This window comes from Nocardia sp. JMUB6875 (genome assembly GCF_041154655.1).
In the GTDB taxonomy this organism is placed as follows: domain Bacteria; phylum Actinomycetota; class Actinomycetes; order Mycobacteriales; family Mycobacteriaceae; genus Nocardia.
The window spans coordinates 57149-74869 of record NZ_BAAFGR010000014.1; the positions used below are offsets into that span (position 1 = coordinate 57149).

Below are 17721 nucleotides of genomic sequence, written 5' to 3' on the forward strand. Positions count from 1 at the left end.
CGGGAGACCGTTCCGGACAATCAATTTCGTGCGAGCATGTGCGTGGGGAGAAAGGGTGCGAACCGTGAGTCGTGCACCGTTGCGACCGGCTATTCGAGAGGCGATCGACATCTTGGCCGCCGCCGGGGTCCCCAGTCCGCAGGCGGACGCCGAACACCTTGCGGCACATGTGCTGGGTGTCGACCGGAGCCGTCTGGCGCTCATGCCCATGCTCACCCCCGACCAGCAGGAGGAGTTCCGCAAGCTGGTCGCCCGCCGCGCGGAACGCGTTCCGCTGCAACATCTTACGGGCACCGCGGCCATGGGGGAGATCGATCTGGCCGTCGGGCCGGGCGTCTTCATTCCCCGCCCCGAGACCGAACTGCTCTTCGCCTGGGCCCTGGCCCAGCTCGAGGAGGTCGGCCACGAACATCAGCCGGTCGTCGTGGACCTGTGCACCGGTTCCGGTGCCCTCGCCCTGGCCATCGCCCACGCCCGCCCCGACGTCCAGGTCCACGCCGTCGAACTCGACACCGAGGCACTGGCCTGGGCCCGCCGCAACGCCCTGCAACTGGCCGACGAGGGCGACACCCCCATCGACCTGCACGCGGGCGACGTCACCGACCCGACCATCCTCGACCACCTCAACGGCAAGGTCGACGTGGTCGTCTCCAACCCGCCCTACATCCCCGAAGACGCCGCCCTCGACCCCGAGGTCATCGACCACGACCCCCACCGCGCCCTCTTCGGCGGCCCCGACGGCCTCGACGTCATCCGCCCCATGATCGGCACCATAGCCCGTCTCCTCCGCGAAAACGGCTCGGCCGCAGTCGAACACGACGACACCAACGGCTCGGGTGTGGCGGCGTTGTTCGCCGCGCACGGCGGCTTCGGCGATATCGTCGAGCACCCCGACCTCGCGGGGAAGCCGCGCTTCGTGGTCGCCCGCCGGCTGGCCGACTAACTACTCGGGCTCGCCCTCGACCTCCACGCCGTGCCAGAAGGCGACGTGGTCCTTGATCTTGCGGGCCAGGGGACTGGGCTTGGGGTAGTACCAGGCCGCTTCCGGATTCTCTTTCCCGTCGACGGTGACGGTGTAGTAGCTCGCGATGCCCTTCCACGGGCAGAGCGTGTGATGGGAGCTCTCGGTGAAGTATTCGCTCTTCAGCGATTCCACCGGGAAGTACTGATTGCCCTCGACCTCCACCGTTTTCGGGGCTTCGGCGATGACAGTGCCATTCCAGATCGCACGCATCATGGGGTCGTGCCTCCTTCGTCGAACCCGAGAATACGGCCGAATCGTGTGCGAAACCCGGCGCGACAGTGGCCCGCGCGGGGACCCATGTCAAGATGTCAGCCGTGAGTACCGTCTACGACTGTGCCGATCCCGATTCCCGCGCCGCCGGTCTGAATGCCGCGCGGAGCACGCTGAAGTCCGGGCGGTTGGCCGTCATTCCGACCGACACGCTCTACGGGCTCGCCGCCGACGCGTTCGACAGTCAGGCGGTGGGTGCGTTGCTGGCCGCCAAGCGGCGCGGGCGCGATATGCCGGTGCCGGTGCTGGTCGGGTCGTGGAACACGATCGACGGGCTGGTGTACTCCGTGCGGCCGCAGGCGCGTGAGTTGATCCGCGCGTTCTGGCCGGGTGGACTGACTCTCGTTGTGCAGCAAGCGCCCTCGCTGGCCTGGGACCTCGGTGACGCGCGCGGCACGGTGGCCCTGCGCATGCCGCTGCATCCGGTCGCGCTGGAGCTGTTGCGCGAGGTGGGCCCGCTCGCGGTGTCGAGCGCCAATGTCTCCGGGCAGCCGCCCGCCACCACGGTGGCCGAGGCGCAGGCCCAGCTGGGCGATCTGGTCGGGGTGTACCTCGACGGCGGCCCGGCCGATCACGCCGTGGCCTCCACCATCGTCGACCTGACCGCCGACACCCCGCGCGTGCTGCGCGAGGGCGCGGTGCCGGTGGAGAAGCTCGCGGAGGTGCTCGGCATGTCGCCCGAGGAGCTCCGGGCCGACGCGCGGTGACGGCCCGTTAGATGCTGCTGAGTCAGGGCGTATTCAGCCAGGGGGCGGTCGTCCCGCTACGGGAGCTGCTGCTGGTGCTGCTCGTCGCCACGGTCATCGCGTTCCTGTCCACCGGCGGAATCCGGGTGCTGGCCATCGCCTTCGGCGCGGTGGCGATTCCGCGCGAGCGCGATGTGCACGTGAAGCCGATTCCCCGCATGGGCGGTCTGGGCATCTATCTGGGCTTGCTGGCGGCCGTGCTGTTCGCGCACCAGCTGCCCGCCCTGCGCCGCGGCTTCGACTATCCCAAGGACATTCCCGCGGTGCTGGCCGCGGCCACGCTCATCGTGCTGGTCGGCATCATCGACGACCGCTGGGGCCTGGACTGGCTGACCAAGCTGGTCGGCCAGATCACCGCGGCGGGCGTGATGGCGGTGATGGGCCTGAGCTGGGTGGCCATCTACAACCCCTTCACCAATGAGACCGTGGTGCTGGATCCGCTGCAGGGCGGCCTGGTGACCGTCGGCATCACCGTCACCGTCGTGAACGCCATGAATTTCGTGGACGGCCTCGACGGGCTGGCCGCGGGCCTCGGTTTCATCGCGGCCGTGGCGGTTTTCGTGTTCACGGTGGGTTTGCTCTACGAGGTGGGCGGCTCCACCGACACCTATCCGCCCGCGCTGCTAGCCGCCGCACTGGCCGGCGCGTGCCTGGGATTTCTGCCGCACAATTTCTCACCCGCCCGAATTTTCATGGGCGATACCGGTTCCATGCTCATCGGTTTGATGCTGGCCGCGGTCTCCACGGGCGCGTCGGGACGAATTCCGCTGCAGGGTTATGGCCCGCGCGACATCGTGGGTTTGCTGTCACCGCTGTTGCTGGTGGGTGCGGTGATGTTCATTCCCGTACTCGATCTTGTTCTGGCCGTGATTCGCCGAGTTCGCGCCGGTGTGAGTTTTTCCACTCCCGACAAAATGCATCTTCATCACCGTTTGCTGCAGATCGGACATTCGCAGCGTCGCGTGGTCCTGGTGATCTATCTCTGGGTGAGCGTGCTGGCATTCGGCGCGGTCGGCACCTCGTTGATCTCCGATCGCCGCGTGGTTGTCCTGTTGTTCGCCGCGGGCCTGGTTTTCGCGTTGATCGTGACCGCGGTGCCGTCCTGGCGGGAACTGCGCGCCAAACCGCCGCGCGGTGGTAATCGAGCCGCCGGGTAAAGTTGCTGACCGTGAGCACGCCTACTGAACCCGGTCCCGACGCCCCGCTGCGCGCGGCATTGCGCTACGGCATCGCCGGTTTGGCTGTGCTGGTTGTGGTTTCGGCGATTCTGTCGTCGATCTTCGCGGGCCTGCCCGGTCTCTGGGGCGCCCTGATCGGCGCCGCTCTCGGCGGCGCGTTCATTCTCACCACGGCCGCCTCGGTGCTGTTCAGCGCCAAGATCGAGTCGGGCCTGCAGGGCATCGTGCTGCTCGGCAGCTGGGTCGGAAAGCTGCTGCTGGCGGTGGTCGTCATCGCCGTGCTCAAGCAGTTCGACTTCTACAACCGCTTCTCGCTGTTCTTCACGGTCATCGCCGCGCTGCTCATCGTGCTCGGCGCGGAGACGTACGGCCTTCTGCGCCAACGTGTTCCGACCGTCGAGGTGGAGCGCGACCTCTAGCCCCGCGCCCCGGCGCGGTGCGGCGAAACACCGTTCATCACGGGTTTCTCCGCCCCCCTACGCAATGTCGTAGATAACTTGATAAACTCTTTACCTGTAGCCAACCGAATCAACAGGGGGGGTCGCCTGAGACCCGCCTGAGAGCAGGTTATGCTTACAGCCGTACCGGGCCCTCAGGGCTACGGTTCTGCACCGTCGACGATGTCGCCGACGCGCGTACAGACGCCAGGGCGTGACTGCCACAGCTGCTGACGAACTTCGAGCCGACCTGAGTCGACCCACCAGATCGTCAATGTCCGATCGAACCACGGGAGAAAACTATCTCCCGCGGCCGACCACGGGAGAGAACGCTGAGCGTCACCATTTTGGCGGGCGAGTTCCACGCGCCGTCACTCAACGACTTCTTCCCTCCAGCAGTGCTGTTCGAGGGGACGCCTTTCGAGCTCGACCGTCTGATGCTCATTCGCATCCTCATGTCGGCCGTTCTCGTGATCGTGATGATGGCGGCATTCCGCCGCCCGCAGCTGGTTCCGCGAGGTCTCCAGAATGTGGCCGAATCCGGTCTGGTGTTCGTCAAGGAACAGATCTGCGACGAGGTGCTGGGTAAGGAATCCGGCAAGAAGTTCTTCCCGCTGATCGCGTCCATCTTCTTCGCCGTGCTGTTCCTGAACTTCTCGGGTGTTATTCCGGGCCTGAACATCTCGTCGAACGCGCGTATCGGCATGCCCCTCGTGCTGGCAGTCGTCGCCTACATCACGTTCAACTATGTGGGCATCAAGAAGTACGGCTTCTGGAAATACATGCGCTCGAGCATTGTGGTGCCGAATGTGCCGCCCGCACTGCACGTGCTGCTCATCCCCATCGAGTTCATCTCGACCTTCGTGCTGCGCCCGTTCACGCTGACCGTCCGTCTCATGGCGAACATGCTGGCAGGCCACATCATGTTGGTGCTGTTCTTCAGTGCCACCCAGTTCTTCCTGTTCGATGCCGCCTCCTGGATGAAGGTGTTCTCCCCGTTCTCGCTGCTCGCGGGCTTCGGCTTCACCCTCTTCGAGCTCCTGGTGGTCTTCCTGCAGGCGTACGTGTTCGCGCTGCTGACCGCTGTTTACATCGGCCTCGCGCAGCACGCCGACTCTCACTGACCGACACCGCACCAACACCACAAACCTGCCACACACGCCGCCTCGGCGGGTGGGCGACAGAAAGGGAACAACACAAATGAGCACCCTCTCGTACCTGGCTGCTGAAGTTGCCGAGTCGAAGGCCAAGGGCTACGGCGCCATCGGCTACGGCCTCGCCGCGATTGGCCCCGGCATCGGCGTGGGCATCGTCGTCGGTAAGGCCATCGAGGGCATCGCCCGTCAGCCCGAGCTGCAGGGCACCATCCGGACCAACATGTTCCTGGGTATCGCGTTCACCGAGGCCCTGGCGCTGATCGGTCTCGTCGCCGGCTTCATTTTCTGATTCCGGCAAAAGACTAGGAATCAACGATGAACAACATTGTTTTGCTCGCGGCCGAGGAGGACATCAACCCCCTCGTCCCGAAGACCTACGACATTGTCTGGTCTGCGATTGTCTTCATCGTTATCGCCTTTGTCTTCGCCAAGTACGTCGTTCCGCGCCTGACCAAGGTGCTGAACGAGCGGACCGAGAAGATCGAGGGCGGTATCGCCAAGGCCGAGGCCGTCCAGGCCGAGGCGCAGGCCACCCTGCAGCAGTACCAGGAGCAGCTGGCCGAGGCTCGCCTCGAGGCCGCTCGCATCCGTGAGGAGGCCCGCACCCAGGGTGCGGCCATCCTGTCGCAGATGCGTACCGATGCGCAGGCCGAGGCCGACCGCATCGTGGCCGCCGGTCACTCGCAGCTGGAGGCGCAGCGCCAGCAGATCGTGACCGAGCTGCGGTCCGAGCTGGGCCGCACCGCGGTCGACCTGGCCGAGAAGATCATCGGTCAGTCGGTGGCCGACGAGGCCAAGCAGGCGGCGTCGATCGACCGGTTCCTCCAGGAACTGGACGCGAACGCCGGCATCGGGGTCGGAAGGTAACGAGCCGAAAGTGGGAAGCATGTACGCAGCGAGCCGCGAGGCGAGTTCCCGTGCGCGGGAAGCTCTTCGGGCCGCTCTGACCGGTAGCGACACCGTCGCGGCTACTACGGGGTCGGAACTGTTCGCCGTTGTCGCCGTCCTCGACGACCAGCGTTCGCTGCGTGTGGCGCTCGCGGATAAGTCGGTGTCGAGTTCGGCCCGGGCCGAGCTGGCCGAACGCGTCTTCGGCGGCAAGATCAGCGGAACCACCCAGGCCGTGCTGACCACCGCGGTGGCTCAGGACTGGTCGCGGGCCCGCGATCTGGTGGACACGCTGGTCCTGCTCGGCCGCGAGGCGCTGTTGCGCGCCGCGGACGAGCGTGGCCGGCTGACCGCGGTCGAGGACGAGCTGTTCCGGCTGGCCCGGATCATCGACGACAACCCGGAACTGGAGCAGGCGCTGCAGGACCACGGCAAGCCGGCGGATGCCAAGCGTGCCCTGGTGCAGCGTCTGCTCGCCGGCAAGGTCGAGGACATCACCCTGCAGCTGGCCGAGCAGGCCACCCTGCGCCACAAGGGCGATGCCGGCCAGGCCATCGATGAGCTGTCCGACCTGGCGGCTTCGCTCCGGGAGCAGATCGTGGCGCACGTCCGTGCCGCGGTGGCCCTGACGCCGCAGCAGCGCGAGCACCTCGCCGCCTCGCTGCAGCGCATCTACGACAAGCCCGTCACGGTGCACGTGCAGGAGGACCCGACCTTGCTGGCCGGCGTCGTCGTGCGCGTCGGCGACGACCTGATCGACGGCAGCGCCGTCGGCCGCCTCCAGCGCTTGCGTCAGTCTCTCGCCTGAGACCGAACACGCAAAAGCGCACCAACACACCGACATTCGAGACCACAGCGAGAGCAGGAAGAACATGGCGGAGCTGACGATCTCCCCCGATGAGATCCGTAGCGCGATCGAGAGCTACACCCAGAGCTACACCCCCGAGACCTCCATCGAAGAGGTCGGTGTCGTCACCGACACCGGCGACGGCATCGCCCACATCAGCGGCCTGCCGTCCGCGATGGCCAACGAGCTGCTGGAGTTCCCGGGCGGCGTCCTCGGCGTGGCGCTGAACCTGGAGGACACCGAGATCGGTGCCGTCGTCCTGGGTGAGTTCGACACCCTCGAGGAGGGCCAGCAGGTCCGCCGCACCGGCGACGTGCTCTCGGTTCCCGTGGGCGACAAGTTCCTCGGTCGCGTCATCGACCCGCTGGGCGCGCCGATCGACGGCCTGGGCGAGATCGAGGCCGACGAGCGTCGCGTGCTCGAGCTGCAGGCCGCCACCGTGCTGGAGCGTCAGCCGGTCGGCGAGCCGATGGCCACCGGCATCACCGCCATCGACGCCCTGACCGCCATCGGCCGCGGCCAGCGTCAGCTGGTCATCGGCGACCGCAAGACCGGCAAGACCGCGGTCTGCATCGACGCGATCATCAACCAGAAGGCCAACTGGGCCACCGGCGATCCGACCAAGCAGGTGCGCTGCATCTACGTCGCGATCGGCCAGAAGGGCTCCACCATCGCGGGCGTGAAGGCGGCCCTCGAGGCGCACGGCGCGATGGAGTACACCACCATCGTCGCGGCCCCGGCCTCCGACTCCGCCGGCTTCAAGTGGCTCGCGCCCTACACCGGTTCGGCCCTCGGCCAGCACTGGATGTACCAGGGCAAGCACGTCCTGATCGTGTTCGACGACCTGTCCAAGCAGGCCGAGGCCTACCGCGCCATCTCGCTGCTGCTGCGTCGCCCGCCGGGCCGCGAGGCGTACCCGGGTGACGTCTTCTACCTGCACTCGCGTCTGCTGGAGCGTTGCGCCAAGCTGTCCGACGCGCTGGGCGCGGGCTCCATGACCGGTCTGCCGATCATCGAGACCAAGGCCAACGACGTCTCGGCGTTCATCCCGACCAACGTCATCTCCATCACCGACGGCCAGGTGTTCCTGGAGTCGGACCTCTTCAACAAGGGTGTCCGCCCGGCCATCAACGTCGGTATCTCGGTTTCCCGAGTCGGTGGCGCCGCGCAGACCAAGGCCATGAAGAAGGTCTCCGGTTCGCTGCGTCTGGAGCTGGCCTCCTACCGTGAGCTCGAGGCGTTCTCCGCCTTCGCCTCCGACCTGGATGCCGCCTCGCTGGCCCAGCTGGAGCGTGGCGCGCGCTGGGTCGAGCTGCTCAAGCAGGACCAGTACGCCCCGGTTTCCGTTGAGGACCAGGTCGTTTCGCTGTACCTGGTCGACGCCGGCTACTACGACTCGGTGCCGGTCGGCGACATCCGCCGCTTCAACTCCGAGCTGCTGGAGAACCTGCACGCCACCGTGCAGTCCTCCTTCAACGCCCTGCAGGGCGGCGCCAAGGTGCTCGAGGGCGAGGCCGCCGACGCCATCAAGGCCGCGACCGACAAGTTCAAGCTGGGCTTCCTGGCGTCCGACGGCTCGCGCGTCGTCGAGGCCGAGGCCGACAAGCTGGACCACGAAGAGGTCGAGTCTCTTTCCGTCACTCGCAAGCACGTCGAGAAGTAAGACGAGGCTCATGCGACTGACCGAATCGACGAATGAAGGGAGGGTGGACCGCTAATGCCAAGCGTGCGTGAACTTCGCTCCCGTATTCGTTCCGTGAGCTCGATCAAGAAGATCACCAAGGCGCAGGAACTGATCGCGACCTCGCGAATCAGCAAGGCGCAGGCGCGTGTCGCCGCCGCCAAGCCCTACGCGGAGGAGATCACCAAGGTGCTGGCCGAATTGGCCAGCGCCAGTGGGAATCTCAATCACCCGCTGCTCACCGAGCGTGAGAACCCGCGCCGCGCAGCGGTTCTGGTCATCACCTCCGACCGCGGTATGTGCGGTGGCTACAACTCCAACGTGCTCAAGCGCGCCGAGGAGCTGCTGGCCACCCTGCGCGCCGAGGGCAAGGAGCCGGTGCTCTACGTCATGGGCGCGAAGGGCCTGACCTACTACACCTTCCGCAAGCGGACGGTGAACGGGTCCTGGCTGGGCTTCTCGCAGCAGCCCAACTACGCGGACGCCTCGGCCGCGTGCAACCACCTGGTGGAAGCGTTCATGGCCGGAGCCGACGGCGAGGTGGAGGCCCCCAACGGGGTCGGCACCATGGCCGGCGTCGACGAACTGCACATCGTCTACACGCGTTTCGTGTCGATGCTGTCGCAGCAGCCCGAGGTGCGTCGCCTGGCCCCGATCCAGGTGACGTTCGTGGACGAGAACTTCGACATGGGTCCGGACAGCTTCACCGACTCCGAGTCGGCCACGCTGTCGCCCCAGTACGAGTTCGAGCCGGACGCGGATCGCCTGCTGGGCGCGCTGCTTCCGAAGTACATCAACACTCGGATCTACTCGTCGCTGCTCGAGGCGGCGGCATCGGAGTCGGCTGCGCGCCGCACCGCCATGAAGGCCGCGACGGATAACGCCACGGACCTGGTCAATTCGCTGACCCGGACCGCGAACTCGTTGCGCCAGGCGCAGATTACGCAGGAAATCACGGAAATCGTCGGTGGCGCCAACGCGCTGGCGGCGAGCTCGGACCGCGACTAAGGCCCAGGAAGAGAACCAATGACCGCAGCTACTGAAACTCGGGTCGGCACTGGCCGTGTCGCCCGCGTCATCGGACCCGTCGTGGACGTCGAGTTCCCGCGCGGTTCGATCCCTGATCTGTACAACGCCCTGAACGTGGACATCGCGCTCGCGTCCGTGGCCAAGACCCTGACCCTCGAGGTCGCGCAGCACCTGGGCGACAACATCGTTCGCACCATCTCGATGCAGCCGACCGACGGTCTGATCCGTGGCGCCGAGGTGCGCGACACCGGCAAGCCGATCTCGGTGCCCGTCGGTGACATCGTCAAGGGCCACGTGTTCAACGCCCTCGGCGACTGCCTCGACACCCCGGGCCTGGGCCGCGACGGCGAGCAGTGGGGCATCCACCGCCAGCCGCCCGCCTTCGACCAGCTCGAGGGCAAGACCGAGATCCTCGAGACCGGTATCAAGGTCATCGACCTGCTGACCCCGTACGTCAAGGGCGGCAAGATCGGTCTGTTCGGTGGCGCCGGTGTCGGCAAGACCGTTCTGATCCAGGAGATGATCACCCGTATCGCGCGTGAGTTCTCCGGCACCTCCGTGTTCGCGGGCGTCGGTGAGCGCACCCGTGAGGGCACCGACCTCCACCTGGAAATGGAAGAGATGGGCGTCCTCCAGGACACCGCCCTCGTCTTCGGCCAGATGGACGAGCCGCCGGGCACGCGTATGCGCGTCGCCCTCTCGGCCCTGACCATGGCCGAGTACTTCCGCGACGTCCAGAACCAGGACGTGCTGCTGTTCATCGACAACATCTTCCGTTTCACCCAGGCCGGTTCCGAGGTCTCGACCCTGCTGGGTCGTATGCCCTCCGCCGTCGGTTACCAGCCGACCCTGGCCGACGAGATGGGTCAGCTGCAGGAGCGCATCACCTCGACCCGTGGCCGTTCGATCACCTCCATGCAGGCGATCTACGTCCCCGCGGACGACTACACCGACCCCGCGCCGGCCACCACCTTCGCGCACCTGGACGCCACCACCGAGCTTTCGCGTCCGATTTCGCAGAAGGGCATCTACCCGGCCGTCGACCCGCTGTCCTCGACCTCGCGCATCCTCGAGGCCTCGATCGTCGGCGAGCGGCACTTCCGGGTGGCCAACGAGGTCAAGCGAATCCTGCAGAAGTACAAGGAACTCCAGGACATCATCGCCATCCTCGGCATGGACGAGCTCTCCGAAGAGGACAAGGTCCTCGTCGGCCGCGCCCGTCGTCTGGAGAAGTTCCTCGGCCAGAACTTCATCGTGGCCGAGAAGTTCACCGGTCAGCCGGGTTCCGTTGTGCCGCTGGAGCAGACCATCGACGACTTCGACCGCGTCTGCAAGGGCGAGTTCGACCACCTGCCGGAGCAGGCGTTCAACTCCTGCGGTGGCCTGGACGACGTCGAGGCGGCCGCGAAGAAGATCGCCGGGAAGTAGTCACCCATGGCTGATATGTCCGTTGATCTGGTCGCCGTCGAGCGACTGGTGTGGTCGGGCCGGGCGTCCTTCGTCTCGGCCCAGACCACCGAGGGTGAGATCGGCATCCTGGCCGGTCACGAGCCCCTGCTCGGCCAGCTGGTCGAGGGCGGCACCGTGACCATCGTGTCCGACGATGACGAGCGCATCGTCGCGGCCGTGCACGGCGGTTTCTTCTCGGTCACCGCCACCTCGGTGCGCGTGCTGGCCGAATCCGCCGAATTCGCCTTCGATATCGATGAGGCGGCCGCCAAGGCCGTCGTCGCCGATCCGGATGCGAGCCCGGCCGCGCTGACCAAGGCACAGGGTCAGCTGCGTGCCCTCGAGAAGGCCGCGCACGCGTAGCCTGCTCGACGCAGAAGCACAAAGGGCGGCGGCCCCGGGGAAAACCCCGGGGCCGCCGTTCTTTTCGTGTCAGAAGGTGAGGATCGGCTTGATCGTCGTCCCGTGGTGGGCGTCGGCCAGCGCGGCGTCGATTTCCGTGAATTCGTAGGTCTTGCTGATCTTCTCGATCGGGAATTTGCCCTCCGCATGCCATTTCAACAGCTGCGGAATGAACTGCTGCGGATCACCGCTGCCTTCGATACAACCCCGTACGGCTTTGCCGTTGCCCGTGAGATGGCCGATCTCGAGATCCATGCTGGCCTCGCCGAGCCCGACCAGCACCAGGGTTCCCATGGGGGCCAAGGCTTCCAGCCCCTTGGCGATGACGGCATTGACCGCCGTGGTGTCGAGGGCGAAGTTCGCGCCGCCGTTCGTCGCCGCGATGATCTGCGCCACCACGTCCTCGGCCGCGCCGTCGATGAGGACGTCCGCGCCGAGTTCCTTCGCCACCGCCAGGCGCTCCGCGGAAAGGTCAATGGCCACAATGGTTCCCGCGCCGATGGCCCGGGCCGCCATGAGCGCGGCCATGCCCACGCCGCCGACGCCGAAGATGGCGATGGAATCGTCCGGCCCCGGCTTCATCACATTGGCGACCGCGCCCGCACCGGTCTGCACGCCGCAGCCGAAGGGCGCGGTGGCGACCAGGTCGATCTCTTTGCCGACCACCACGACGCTGCGCGCCGGAACCAGCGCGTGAGTGGCGAAACTAGACTGTCCGAAGAACGCGCCCATCACCTTCTCGCCATTGTTGCTCAGCGGCGACGTGAAATCCGAGCGTCCGCCCGAGGTGTTGAGAATGACGAAATTCTCGCAATACGGCGGAAGTCCGTTGACGCAACGCGAACAGGTGCCGCAACTGGCATAAGTCAGCAGCACGTGATCGCCGACGGCGATTCCGGTTACCTCCGAGCCAACCTGCTCGACAATGCCCGCGCCCTCATGTCCGAGCACGATCGGCAACTCGGGCGGGAACAGGCCCTTGGTGACCAGGTCGGTGTGGCACACGCCGCTCGCGACGATGCGTACCAGCACCTCACCCGCGCGTGGCTCCTCGAGATCGAGGGTTTCCATCGAGAACGGCTTGTCCCCTCCGCGGGCGACGGCGGCGGTAATTTCCACGGAATCTCCTCCAACACTTCCGAATTGTCCGGAGCATAAGAACGTGTTCTAACTTTCGGCCATGTCCGATCCCACTGAGTGGGTTTCGGGATGGACATGTGGTTGAATGCTGTCGCCGGTCTACGGGTGTGATCTGAAGCACCTGGCAAAGCCTCGGCTATTCCAGCGTTTTCAGCTTTTTTCTCCACTGATGAGCGAGGGGTTGATGAACGGGCTTCGTATTGGCAAGTGGGGGGTGGCAGTCGCGGTGGTCGCGGTCGCCCTCGGATTCTTCTCACCGGGTGCGGCGAACGCGGATGTCACCGTGCCGCTCCCCGACGGGCACATCGAGGGCCCGGGCGTGAAAATCACCAGTATCGGTGAGCGCGCGATCATTTCGCCGTCACTGGCCGCCAACGGGGCAGGGCGCACCTCGTGGGTGTCGGGCAATGTCACCGCGGAAGTGGAGACACCGGACGGGGACGTCGGCCCTAACAACGGGCCGAAGAACTATCCCGGCACCAACAATTCGGGTACGCACGGGTCCTCGAACCTCACCAGCGGATACATCATCGGCTGTCAGGTGAACCTCGGGCAGCTCAGCGCGAACTCCTCGTTCGCGCTCAGCCTGACGCCGACCCTCTCCGGCGGTTTCAGCTTCCCTATCTCGCCGGGCCAGGTGGTTTGGGTCGCCATCAACAACATCGAGTTGGTCAAGAGCGGCACCTACACCATCAACTACCAGGACATTCCAATGGAGATTCAGGGCTGCGGTGGTTACGCGCAGGCCCGGCAGGTGTCCGTGGTCGAGATCATCGGCACGGATTACCACAAGGTCTCTCTCTACGGCCAGCCGTTCAGCATCGGCTGACGAGACCACTCCCCACGGAAGGGATCGCATGTACGGCAAGATAATTCGCGTTCGGGGTGGCAAGGTCTTCGGCGTGGCGCTGGCCGCGGCGGTGGCGTTCGGTTTCGGTCCGGCGGGTCCGGCGGAAGCCGATACGTTCATTCCGTTGCCGGGTGGTTCGATCACCCGCACGCTCGCCGATGGCACCACCATGACCGTCCGGATCACCGGTGAGTCCGCCAAGATCAGCGGCTCGATGGGCGATACCCCGATGCACCGCAATGTCTGGACCACCGCGGTGGCCAGTGTGGACCTCGACGGCCCGAGCGCCGGGAGCGATCGGATCCAGATCAAGATCAGTCCCGGCTATATCGTCGGCTGCCAGGTGGATATCGGTTCCTTCTCCACAAATGACAGCGCGAGCGAACAAGGCACGATCAACAGCAGTGGCATCACCCCGGGGGTGCCCAGCGAAACCCTGGGTACCGGCATCACTCTCGGACCGGGCCAGGCCAAGGCACTGCTGATGCTCGATCTCGAGAAGCCGGATGACTACGGCATGGAATCGCACAAGCGCTACAACAAGGTTTCCGGTCCGCACACCAGCGTCAGCTGGACGGATGAGACCTTCGCCGTGGATGGCTGTGGCGGTTACGCCCAGGCGCGCTCATTCGTGGCGGCCGAGGTGGACACCCCGAACTTCATCGGCAACCTCGTGCTTTACGGCCAGCCGTTCTCGATGGGCTGATATATCTTCTGCACCGCGCTGAACAGCGCATACGTCACATTCGGTGGATGGCCGGACTTCGCCTTTCCGCGGTCGCTAGTATCGACCGAAAGCGGGGCCCGGCCTCTGGCCGGTCGGTGCACGACAGCAACGCGGATGTGAAGGGACGGAGCGGCATTGCAGACCGGGATGTGGCTTCTGATCATTCTGGTGTTGCTGCTTGTCGGCCTGGCCCTGGCCTCGACCTATCGGCTGATCATGTTGCGCCGCGGCGGCACCGCCGCGTTGCTGCGGGTATTGCCCGCGCGCGGGCACGGCGGCGGCTGGCGGCACGGCCTGATCCGCTACGACGAGGACACCCTCCTCTTCTACAAACTCTCCAGTCTGAAACTCGGCCCGGATTCCTCCATGCGCCGGCTCGCCATCGAGATCGGCCCGCGCCGTTCCCCGCAGGGTGACGAGTACGACATCATGACCGACGAGGTCATCGTCATGTGCTCCGACGGCGACGGCAATTACGAGCTGGCGCTGGACCGCGGCGCCATGGCGGCCTTCCTGTCCTGGGTGGAATCCCGCCCCTCCGAGCGCATCCGCCGCCGCCGCGCCGGTTAGTCCGGCCGTAGCCGGTTACTGTGACTGCGTGAGCGTTCACCTGACTCGGATCTATACGCGGACCGGCGATGACGGCACGACCGGTTTGAGCGATTTCTCCCGTGTGGCCAAGACGGATCCGCGGCTGATCGCCTATGCCGACTGTGACGAAACCAATGCGGCTCTGGGTGTGGCCATCGCGCTCGGGCAGCCCGACGAGCGAATGCTCGGTGTGCTGCGTTCCATACAGAACGATCTCTTCGATGCGGGCGCGGACCTCTCGACACCGGTCGTGGCCGAGCCCAAGTACCCGCCGCTGCGCATCACCCAGGACTACATCGACCGCCTCGAGAAGTGGTGCGACGAGTTCAATGAGCCTCTGGCACCGTTGAATTCGTTCATCCTGCCCGGCGGCACCCCCCTCGCCGCACTGCTGCACACCGCCCGCACCGTCGCGCGACGCGCCGAGCGATCCGCCTGGGCCGCGGTCGACGCACACCCGGACGACACCAGCGCGCTGCCCGCCAAATACCTGAACCGGCTGTCCGACCTGCTGTTCATCCTGAGCCGCGTCGCCAATCCCGACGGCGACATACTTTGGCGGCCGGGCGGAGACGCCGCGAGCACGGGAACGGACCACTAGGCTGACCCCCGTGAGTGAACGGTTTCTGGTGACCGGGGGCAGCAGGCTCGTCGGTGAGGTCGCGGTGGGCGGCGCGAAGAACAGCGTCCTCAAGCTGATGGCCGCCGCGCTGCTGGCCGAGGGTACGACCACCATCACGAACTGCCCGGACATCCTGGATGTGCCGCTGATGGCCGAGGTCCTGCGGGGCCTCGGCTGTGACGTGTCGATCGACGGCGGCACGGTCGCCATCGCCACCCCCGCGGAACCGAAGTACCACGCGGACTTCCCGGCCGTCACCCAGTTCCGCGCCTCGGTCTGCGTACTGGGGCCGCTCATGGCGCGCTGCAAGCGCGCGGTCGTCGCGCTGCCCGGCGGTGACGCCATCGGCTCGCGCCCGCTGGACATGCATCAGCAGGGTCTGCGGCTGCTCGGCGCGACCTCGGAGATCGAGCACGGTTGCCTGGTGGCGCGCGCCGAGGAATTGCAGGGCGCGCGGATTCGCCTGGACTTCCCGTCGGTGGGCGCGACCGAGAACATCCTGATGGCCGCGGTGCTCGCCGACGGCGAGACGGTCATCGACAATGCCGCGCGCGAGCCGGAGATCGTGGATCTCTGCAACATGCTGGCGCGGATGGGCGCGAAGATCTCCGGCGCGGGCACCTCCGTACTCACCATCGAGGGCGTGGACAAGCTGGCCCCGACCACCCACCGGGTGATCGGTGACCGCATCGTCGCCGCCACCTGGGGTATCGCCGCCGCCATGACCACCGGTGACGTGCGGGTCACGGGCATCAACCCCAAGCACCTCTCGCTGGTGCTGGACAAGCTGCGTTCCGCCGGCGCCCGAATCTCGTTCGAACCGGACGGTTTTCGCGTGGTGCAGGCGGAACGCCCTCGCGCCGTGAACTTCTCGACCCTGCCGTTCCCGGGTTTCCCCACCGACCTGCAGCCCATGGCCATCGGCCTGGCCGCGATCGCCGACGGCACCTCGATGATCACCGAGAACATTTTCGAAGCGCGCTTCCGCTTCGTCGAAGAGATGATCCGCCTCGGCGCCGATGCCCGGACCGACGGTCATCACGCTGTGGTGCGCGGGATTCCGCGACTGTCCTCGGCGCCGGTGTGGTCCTCCGACATTCGCGCCGGCGCGGGACTGGTGCTCGCGGGTCTGGTCGCCGACGGCGTCACCGAAGTCCACGATGTCTTCCACATCGACCGTGGCTACCCGGATTTCGTGGAGAACCTGCGCGGGCTCGGGGCCGAGATCGAACGGGTCGGAACCGCAGACTGAACGGCGGGTGTCGGGACGTGTTCGCGAAAACCCGTCCTGAACAGGCGATTTGACATGCGAACAACCAACACGTAACTTATTCCAGGTCAGAGCGACACGGACACCGACTCCGGTGAGACGAGCTTCGCCTGATGATCACACTAGCTCCCAGCCAACCAGCCGATTTGGTTCTGCTGTGCGGATGGGGCTAAGCTTGAAAAGTTGCCTCACGATCGAGCGGGACATAGAGCCCGGGAGATCGTTTGTGCGTGTGTTCTTTGAGAACTCAATAGTGTGTCGATGAATGTCAGTGCCAAATATTTTATTTGGTTCCAATCATTCTCACCCCCGTGGGGGTGGTTGGACAATTTAAGTCAGCTTAATTTCCGAGCTGGCGTTTTCTTGCCAAGGTTTTCGGACTCTGGTTAATTCTTCCGATTTCATCCGTAAGGATGTGATTGAGAGTCTTCAACGGAGAGTTTGATCCTGGCTCAGGACGAACGCTGGCGGCGTGCTTAACACATGCAAGTCGAGCGGTAAGGCCCTTCGGGGTACACGAGCGGCGAACGGGTGAGTAACACGTGGGTGATCTGCCTCGCACTCTGGGATAAGCCTGGGAAACTGGGTCTAATACCGGATATGAGCAGCCTTCGCATGGAGGTTGTTGGAAAGGTTTACTGGTGCGAGATGGGCCCGCGGCCTATCAGCTTGTTGGTGAGGTAACGGCTCACCAAGGCGACGACGGGTAGCCGGCCTGAGAGGGCGACCGGCCACACTGGGACTGAGACACGGCCCAGACTCCTACGGGAGGCAGCAGTGGGGAATATTGCACAATGGGCGAAAGCCTGATGCAGCGACGCCGCGTGAGGGATGACGGCCTTCGGGTTGTAAACCTCTTTCGACAGGGACGAAGCGCAAGTGACGGTACCTGTAGAAGAAGCACCGGCTAACTACGTGCCAGCAGCCGCGGTAATACGTAGGGTGCGAGCGTTGTCCGGAATTACTGGGCGTAAAGAGCTTGTAGGCGGTCTGTCACGTCGATTGTGAAAATTCACGGCTCAACCGTGGACCTGCAGTCGATACGGGCAGACTAGAGTACTTCAGGGGAGACTGGAATTCCTGGTGTAGCGGTGAAATGCGCAGATATCAGGAGGAACACCGGTGGCGAAGGCGGGTCTCTGGGAAGTAACTGACGCTGAGAAGCGAAAGCGTGGGTAGCGAACAGGATTAGATACCCTGGTAGTCCACGCCGTAAACGGTGGGTACTAGGTGTGGGTTTCCTTCCACGGGATCCGTGCCGTAGCTAACGCATTAAGTACCCCGCCTGGGGAGTACGGCCGCAAGGCTAAAACTCAAAGGAATTGACGGGGGCCCGCACAAGCGGCGGAGCATGTGGATTAATTCGATGCAACGCGAAGAACCTTACCTGGGTTTGACATACACCGGAAAGCT

19 protein-coding genes and 1 rRNA gene are annotated in these 17721 nt (G+C 65.4%); 18 read left to right on the forward strand and 2 right to left on the reverse strand.

What is annotated here, in order from left to right:
- The first annotated feature begins 64 nt into the window (after positions 1-64).
- Positions 65-943, forward strand: a complete 879-nt coding sequence (gene prmC / locus ACAM49_RS05965) for a peptide chain release factor N(5)-glutamine methyltransferase (RefSeq protein ID WP_369634435.1) — start codon at positions 65-67, stop codon at positions 941-943.
- Here prmC and ACAM49_RS05970 read toward each other — a convergent pair whose 3' ends face one another.
- Positions 944-1237, reverse strand: coding sequence for a DUF427 domain-containing protein (locus tag ACAM49_RS05970; protein ID WP_369634436.1), 294 nt, complete (start codon positions 1235-1237; stop codon positions 944-946).
- Between the two features lie 101 nt (positions 1238-1338).
- Here ACAM49_RS05970 and ACAM49_RS05975 point away from each other — a divergent pair, with 101 nt between their 5' ends.
- From ACAM49_RS05975 to ACAM49_RS06025, 11 genes are all read left to right on the forward strand, one after another.
- The gene (locus ACAM49_RS05975; RefSeq protein WP_369634437.1) at positions 1339-2001 is read left to right on the forward strand and encodes an L-threonylcarbamoyladenylate synthase; all 663 of its coding nucleotides are present in this window, start codon (positions 1339-1341) and stop codon (positions 1999-2001) included.
- 11 nt (positions 2002-2012) lie between these two features.
- Positions 2013-3197 (forward strand): MraY family glycosyltransferase, encoded by a 1185-nt coding sequence (locus ACAM49_RS05980; protein ID WP_369634438.1) that lies wholly within the window; start codon positions 2013-2015, stop codon positions 3195-3197.
- Positions 3198-3199: 2 nt separating this feature from the next.
- Positions 3200-3637 (forward strand): hypothetical protein, encoded by a 438-nt coding sequence (locus ACAM49_RS05985; protein WP_174416453.1) that lies wholly within the window; start codon positions 3200-3202, stop codon positions 3635-3637.
- 416 nt (positions 3638-4053) lie between these two features.
- On the forward strand, positions 4054-4779 hold the full coding sequence (gene atpB, locus ACAM49_RS05990) for a F0F1 ATP synthase subunit A (RefSeq protein WP_040805200.1): 726 nt from the start codon (positions 4054-4056) through the stop codon (positions 4777-4779).
- Between the two features lie 76 nt (positions 4780-4855).
- Positions 4856-5101, forward strand: a complete 246-nt coding sequence (locus tag ACAM49_RS05995) for an ATP synthase F0 subunit C (RefSeq protein ID WP_040805202.1) — start codon at positions 4856-4858, stop codon at positions 5099-5101.
- Positions 5102-5127: 26 nt separating this feature from the next.
- Positions 5128-5679 carry a F0F1 ATP synthase subunit B gene (locus ACAM49_RS06000; protein WP_369634439.1) on the forward strand — a complete coding sequence of 184 codons (552 nt, stop codon included), beginning with the start codon at positions 5128-5130 and terminating at the stop codon, positions 5677-5679.
- 19 nt (positions 5680-5698) lie between these two features.
- Entirely contained in the window at positions 5699-6508 is an 810-nt protein-coding gene (locus ACAM49_RS06005) for a F0F1 ATP synthase subunit delta (protein ID WP_369634440.1), read from the forward strand.
- Between the two features lie 64 nt (positions 6509-6572).
- Positions 6573-8210 carry a F0F1 ATP synthase subunit alpha gene (atpA, locus tag ACAM49_RS06010; protein ID WP_369634441.1) on the forward strand — a complete coding sequence of 546 codons (1638 nt, stop codon included), beginning with the start codon at positions 6573-6575 and terminating at the stop codon, positions 8208-8210.
- Positions 8211-8264: 54 nt separating this feature from the next.
- Positions 8265-9236, forward strand: coding sequence for a F0F1 ATP synthase subunit gamma (locus tag ACAM49_RS06015; RefSeq protein ID WP_369634442.1), 972 nt, complete (start codon positions 8265-8267; stop codon positions 9234-9236).
- Between the two features lie 18 nt (positions 9237-9254).
- On the forward strand, positions 9255-10685 hold the full coding sequence (gene atpD, locus ACAM49_RS06020) for a F0F1 ATP synthase subunit beta (RefSeq protein ID WP_326355937.1): 1431 nt from the start codon (positions 9255-9257) through the stop codon (positions 10683-10685).
- Positions 10686-10691: 6 nt separating this feature from the next.
- Positions 10692-11069, forward strand: coding sequence for a F0F1 ATP synthase subunit epsilon (locus ACAM49_RS06025; protein WP_369634443.1), 378 nt, complete (start codon positions 10692-10694; stop codon positions 11067-11069).
- A gap of 69 nt (positions 11070-11138) precedes the next feature.
- Here ACAM49_RS06025 and ACAM49_RS06030 read toward each other — a convergent pair whose 3' ends face one another.
- Positions 11139-12227 (reverse strand): NAD(P)-dependent alcohol dehydrogenase, encoded by a 1089-nt coding sequence (locus ACAM49_RS06030; RefSeq protein WP_369634444.1) that lies wholly within the window; start codon positions 12225-12227, stop codon positions 11139-11141.
- 106 nt (positions 12228-12333) lie between these two features.
- On the opposite strand from ACAM49_RS06030, the gene ACAM49_RS06035 reads away from it, so the two are divergent.
- The 6 genes from ACAM49_RS06035 to ACAM49_RS06060 all read left to right on the forward strand — a co-directional run.
- On the forward strand, positions 12334-13077 hold the full coding sequence (locus tag ACAM49_RS06035; RefSeq protein ID WP_369634445.1) for an MspA family porin: 744 nt from the start codon (positions 12334-12336) through the stop codon (positions 13075-13077).
- A 28-nt stretch (positions 13078-13105) separates the two neighbouring features.
- Positions 13106-13804 carry an MspA family porin gene (locus ACAM49_RS06040; RefSeq protein ID WP_369634446.1) on the forward strand — a complete coding sequence of 233 codons (699 nt, stop codon included), beginning with the start codon at positions 13106-13108 and terminating at the stop codon, positions 13802-13804.
- A gap of 168 nt (positions 13805-13972) precedes the next feature.
- On the forward strand, positions 13973-14395 hold the full coding sequence (locus tag ACAM49_RS06045; RefSeq protein ID WP_040805235.1) for a DUF2550 domain-containing protein: 423 nt from the start codon (positions 13973-13975) through the stop codon (positions 14393-14395).
- Between the two features lie 28 nt (positions 14396-14423).
- Complete coding sequence (locus tag ACAM49_RS06050; protein ID WP_369634447.1) at positions 14424-15017, forward strand: cob(I)yrinic acid a,c-diamide adenosyltransferase; 594 nt, start codon at positions 14424-14426, stop codon at positions 15015-15017.
- A gap of 10 nt (positions 15018-15027) precedes the next feature.
- The gene (gene murA / locus ACAM49_RS06055) at positions 15028-16290 is read left to right on the forward strand and encodes a UDP-N-acetylglucosamine 1-carboxyvinyltransferase (protein ID WP_369634448.1); all 1263 of its coding nucleotides are present in this window, start codon (positions 15028-15030) and stop codon (positions 16288-16290) included.
- A gap of 447 nt (positions 16291-16737) precedes the next feature.
- Positions 16738-17721 (forward strand): 16S ribosomal RNA (locus ACAM49_RS06060); the annotation flags it as partial.

What these genes read in the sequence shown, in the direction of transcription:
- ACAM49_RS05970 (WP_369634436.1), bottom strand. Translation starts at nt 1,237, where the DNA reads ATGATGCGTGCGATCTGGAATGGCACTGTCATCGCCGAAGCCCCGAAA.
- ACAM49_RS05980 (WP_369634438.1), top strand. Translation starts at nt 2,013, where the DNA reads ATGCTGCTGAGTCAGGGCGTATTCAGCCAGGGGGCGGTCGTCCCGCTA.
- ACAM49_RS05995 (WP_040805202.1), top strand. Translation starts at nt 4,856, where the DNA reads ATGAGCACCCTCTCGTACCTGGCTGCTGAAGTTGCCGAGTCGAAGGCC.
- ACAM49_RS06000 (WP_369634439.1), top strand. Translation starts at nt 5,128, where the DNA reads ATGAACAACATTGTTTTGCTCGCGGCCGAGGAGGACATCAACCCCCTC.
- ACAM49_RS06005 (WP_369634440.1), top strand. Translation starts at nt 5,699, where the DNA reads ATGTACGCAGCGAGCCGCGAGGCGAGTTCCCGTGCGCGGGAAGCTCTT.
- atpA (WP_369634441.1), top strand. Translation starts at nt 6,573, where the DNA reads ATGGCGGAGCTGACGATCTCCCCCGATGAGATCCGTAGCGCGATCGAG.
- ACAM49_RS06015 (WP_369634442.1), top strand. Translation starts at nt 8,265, where the DNA reads ATGCCAAGCGTGCGTGAACTTCGCTCCCGTATTCGTTCCGTGAGCTCG.
- atpD (WP_326355937.1), top strand. Translation starts at nt 9,255, where the DNA reads ATGACCGCAGCTACTGAAACTCGGGTCGGCACTGGCCGTGTCGCCCGC.
- ACAM49_RS06025 (WP_369634443.1), top strand. Translation starts at nt 10,692, where the DNA reads ATGGCTGATATGTCCGTTGATCTGGTCGCCGTCGAGCGACTGGTGTGG.
- ACAM49_RS06035 (WP_369634445.1), top strand. Translation starts at nt 12,334, where the DNA reads ATGCTGTCGCCGGTCTACGGGTGTGATCTGAAGCACCTGGCAAAGCCT.
- ACAM49_RS06040 (WP_369634446.1), top strand. Translation starts at nt 13,106, where the DNA reads ATGTACGGCAAGATAATTCGCGTTCGGGGTGGCAAGGTCTTCGGCGTG.
- ACAM49_RS06045 (WP_040805235.1), top strand. Translation starts at nt 13,973, where the DNA reads ATGTGGCTTCTGATCATTCTGGTGTTGCTGCTTGTCGGCCTGGCCCTG.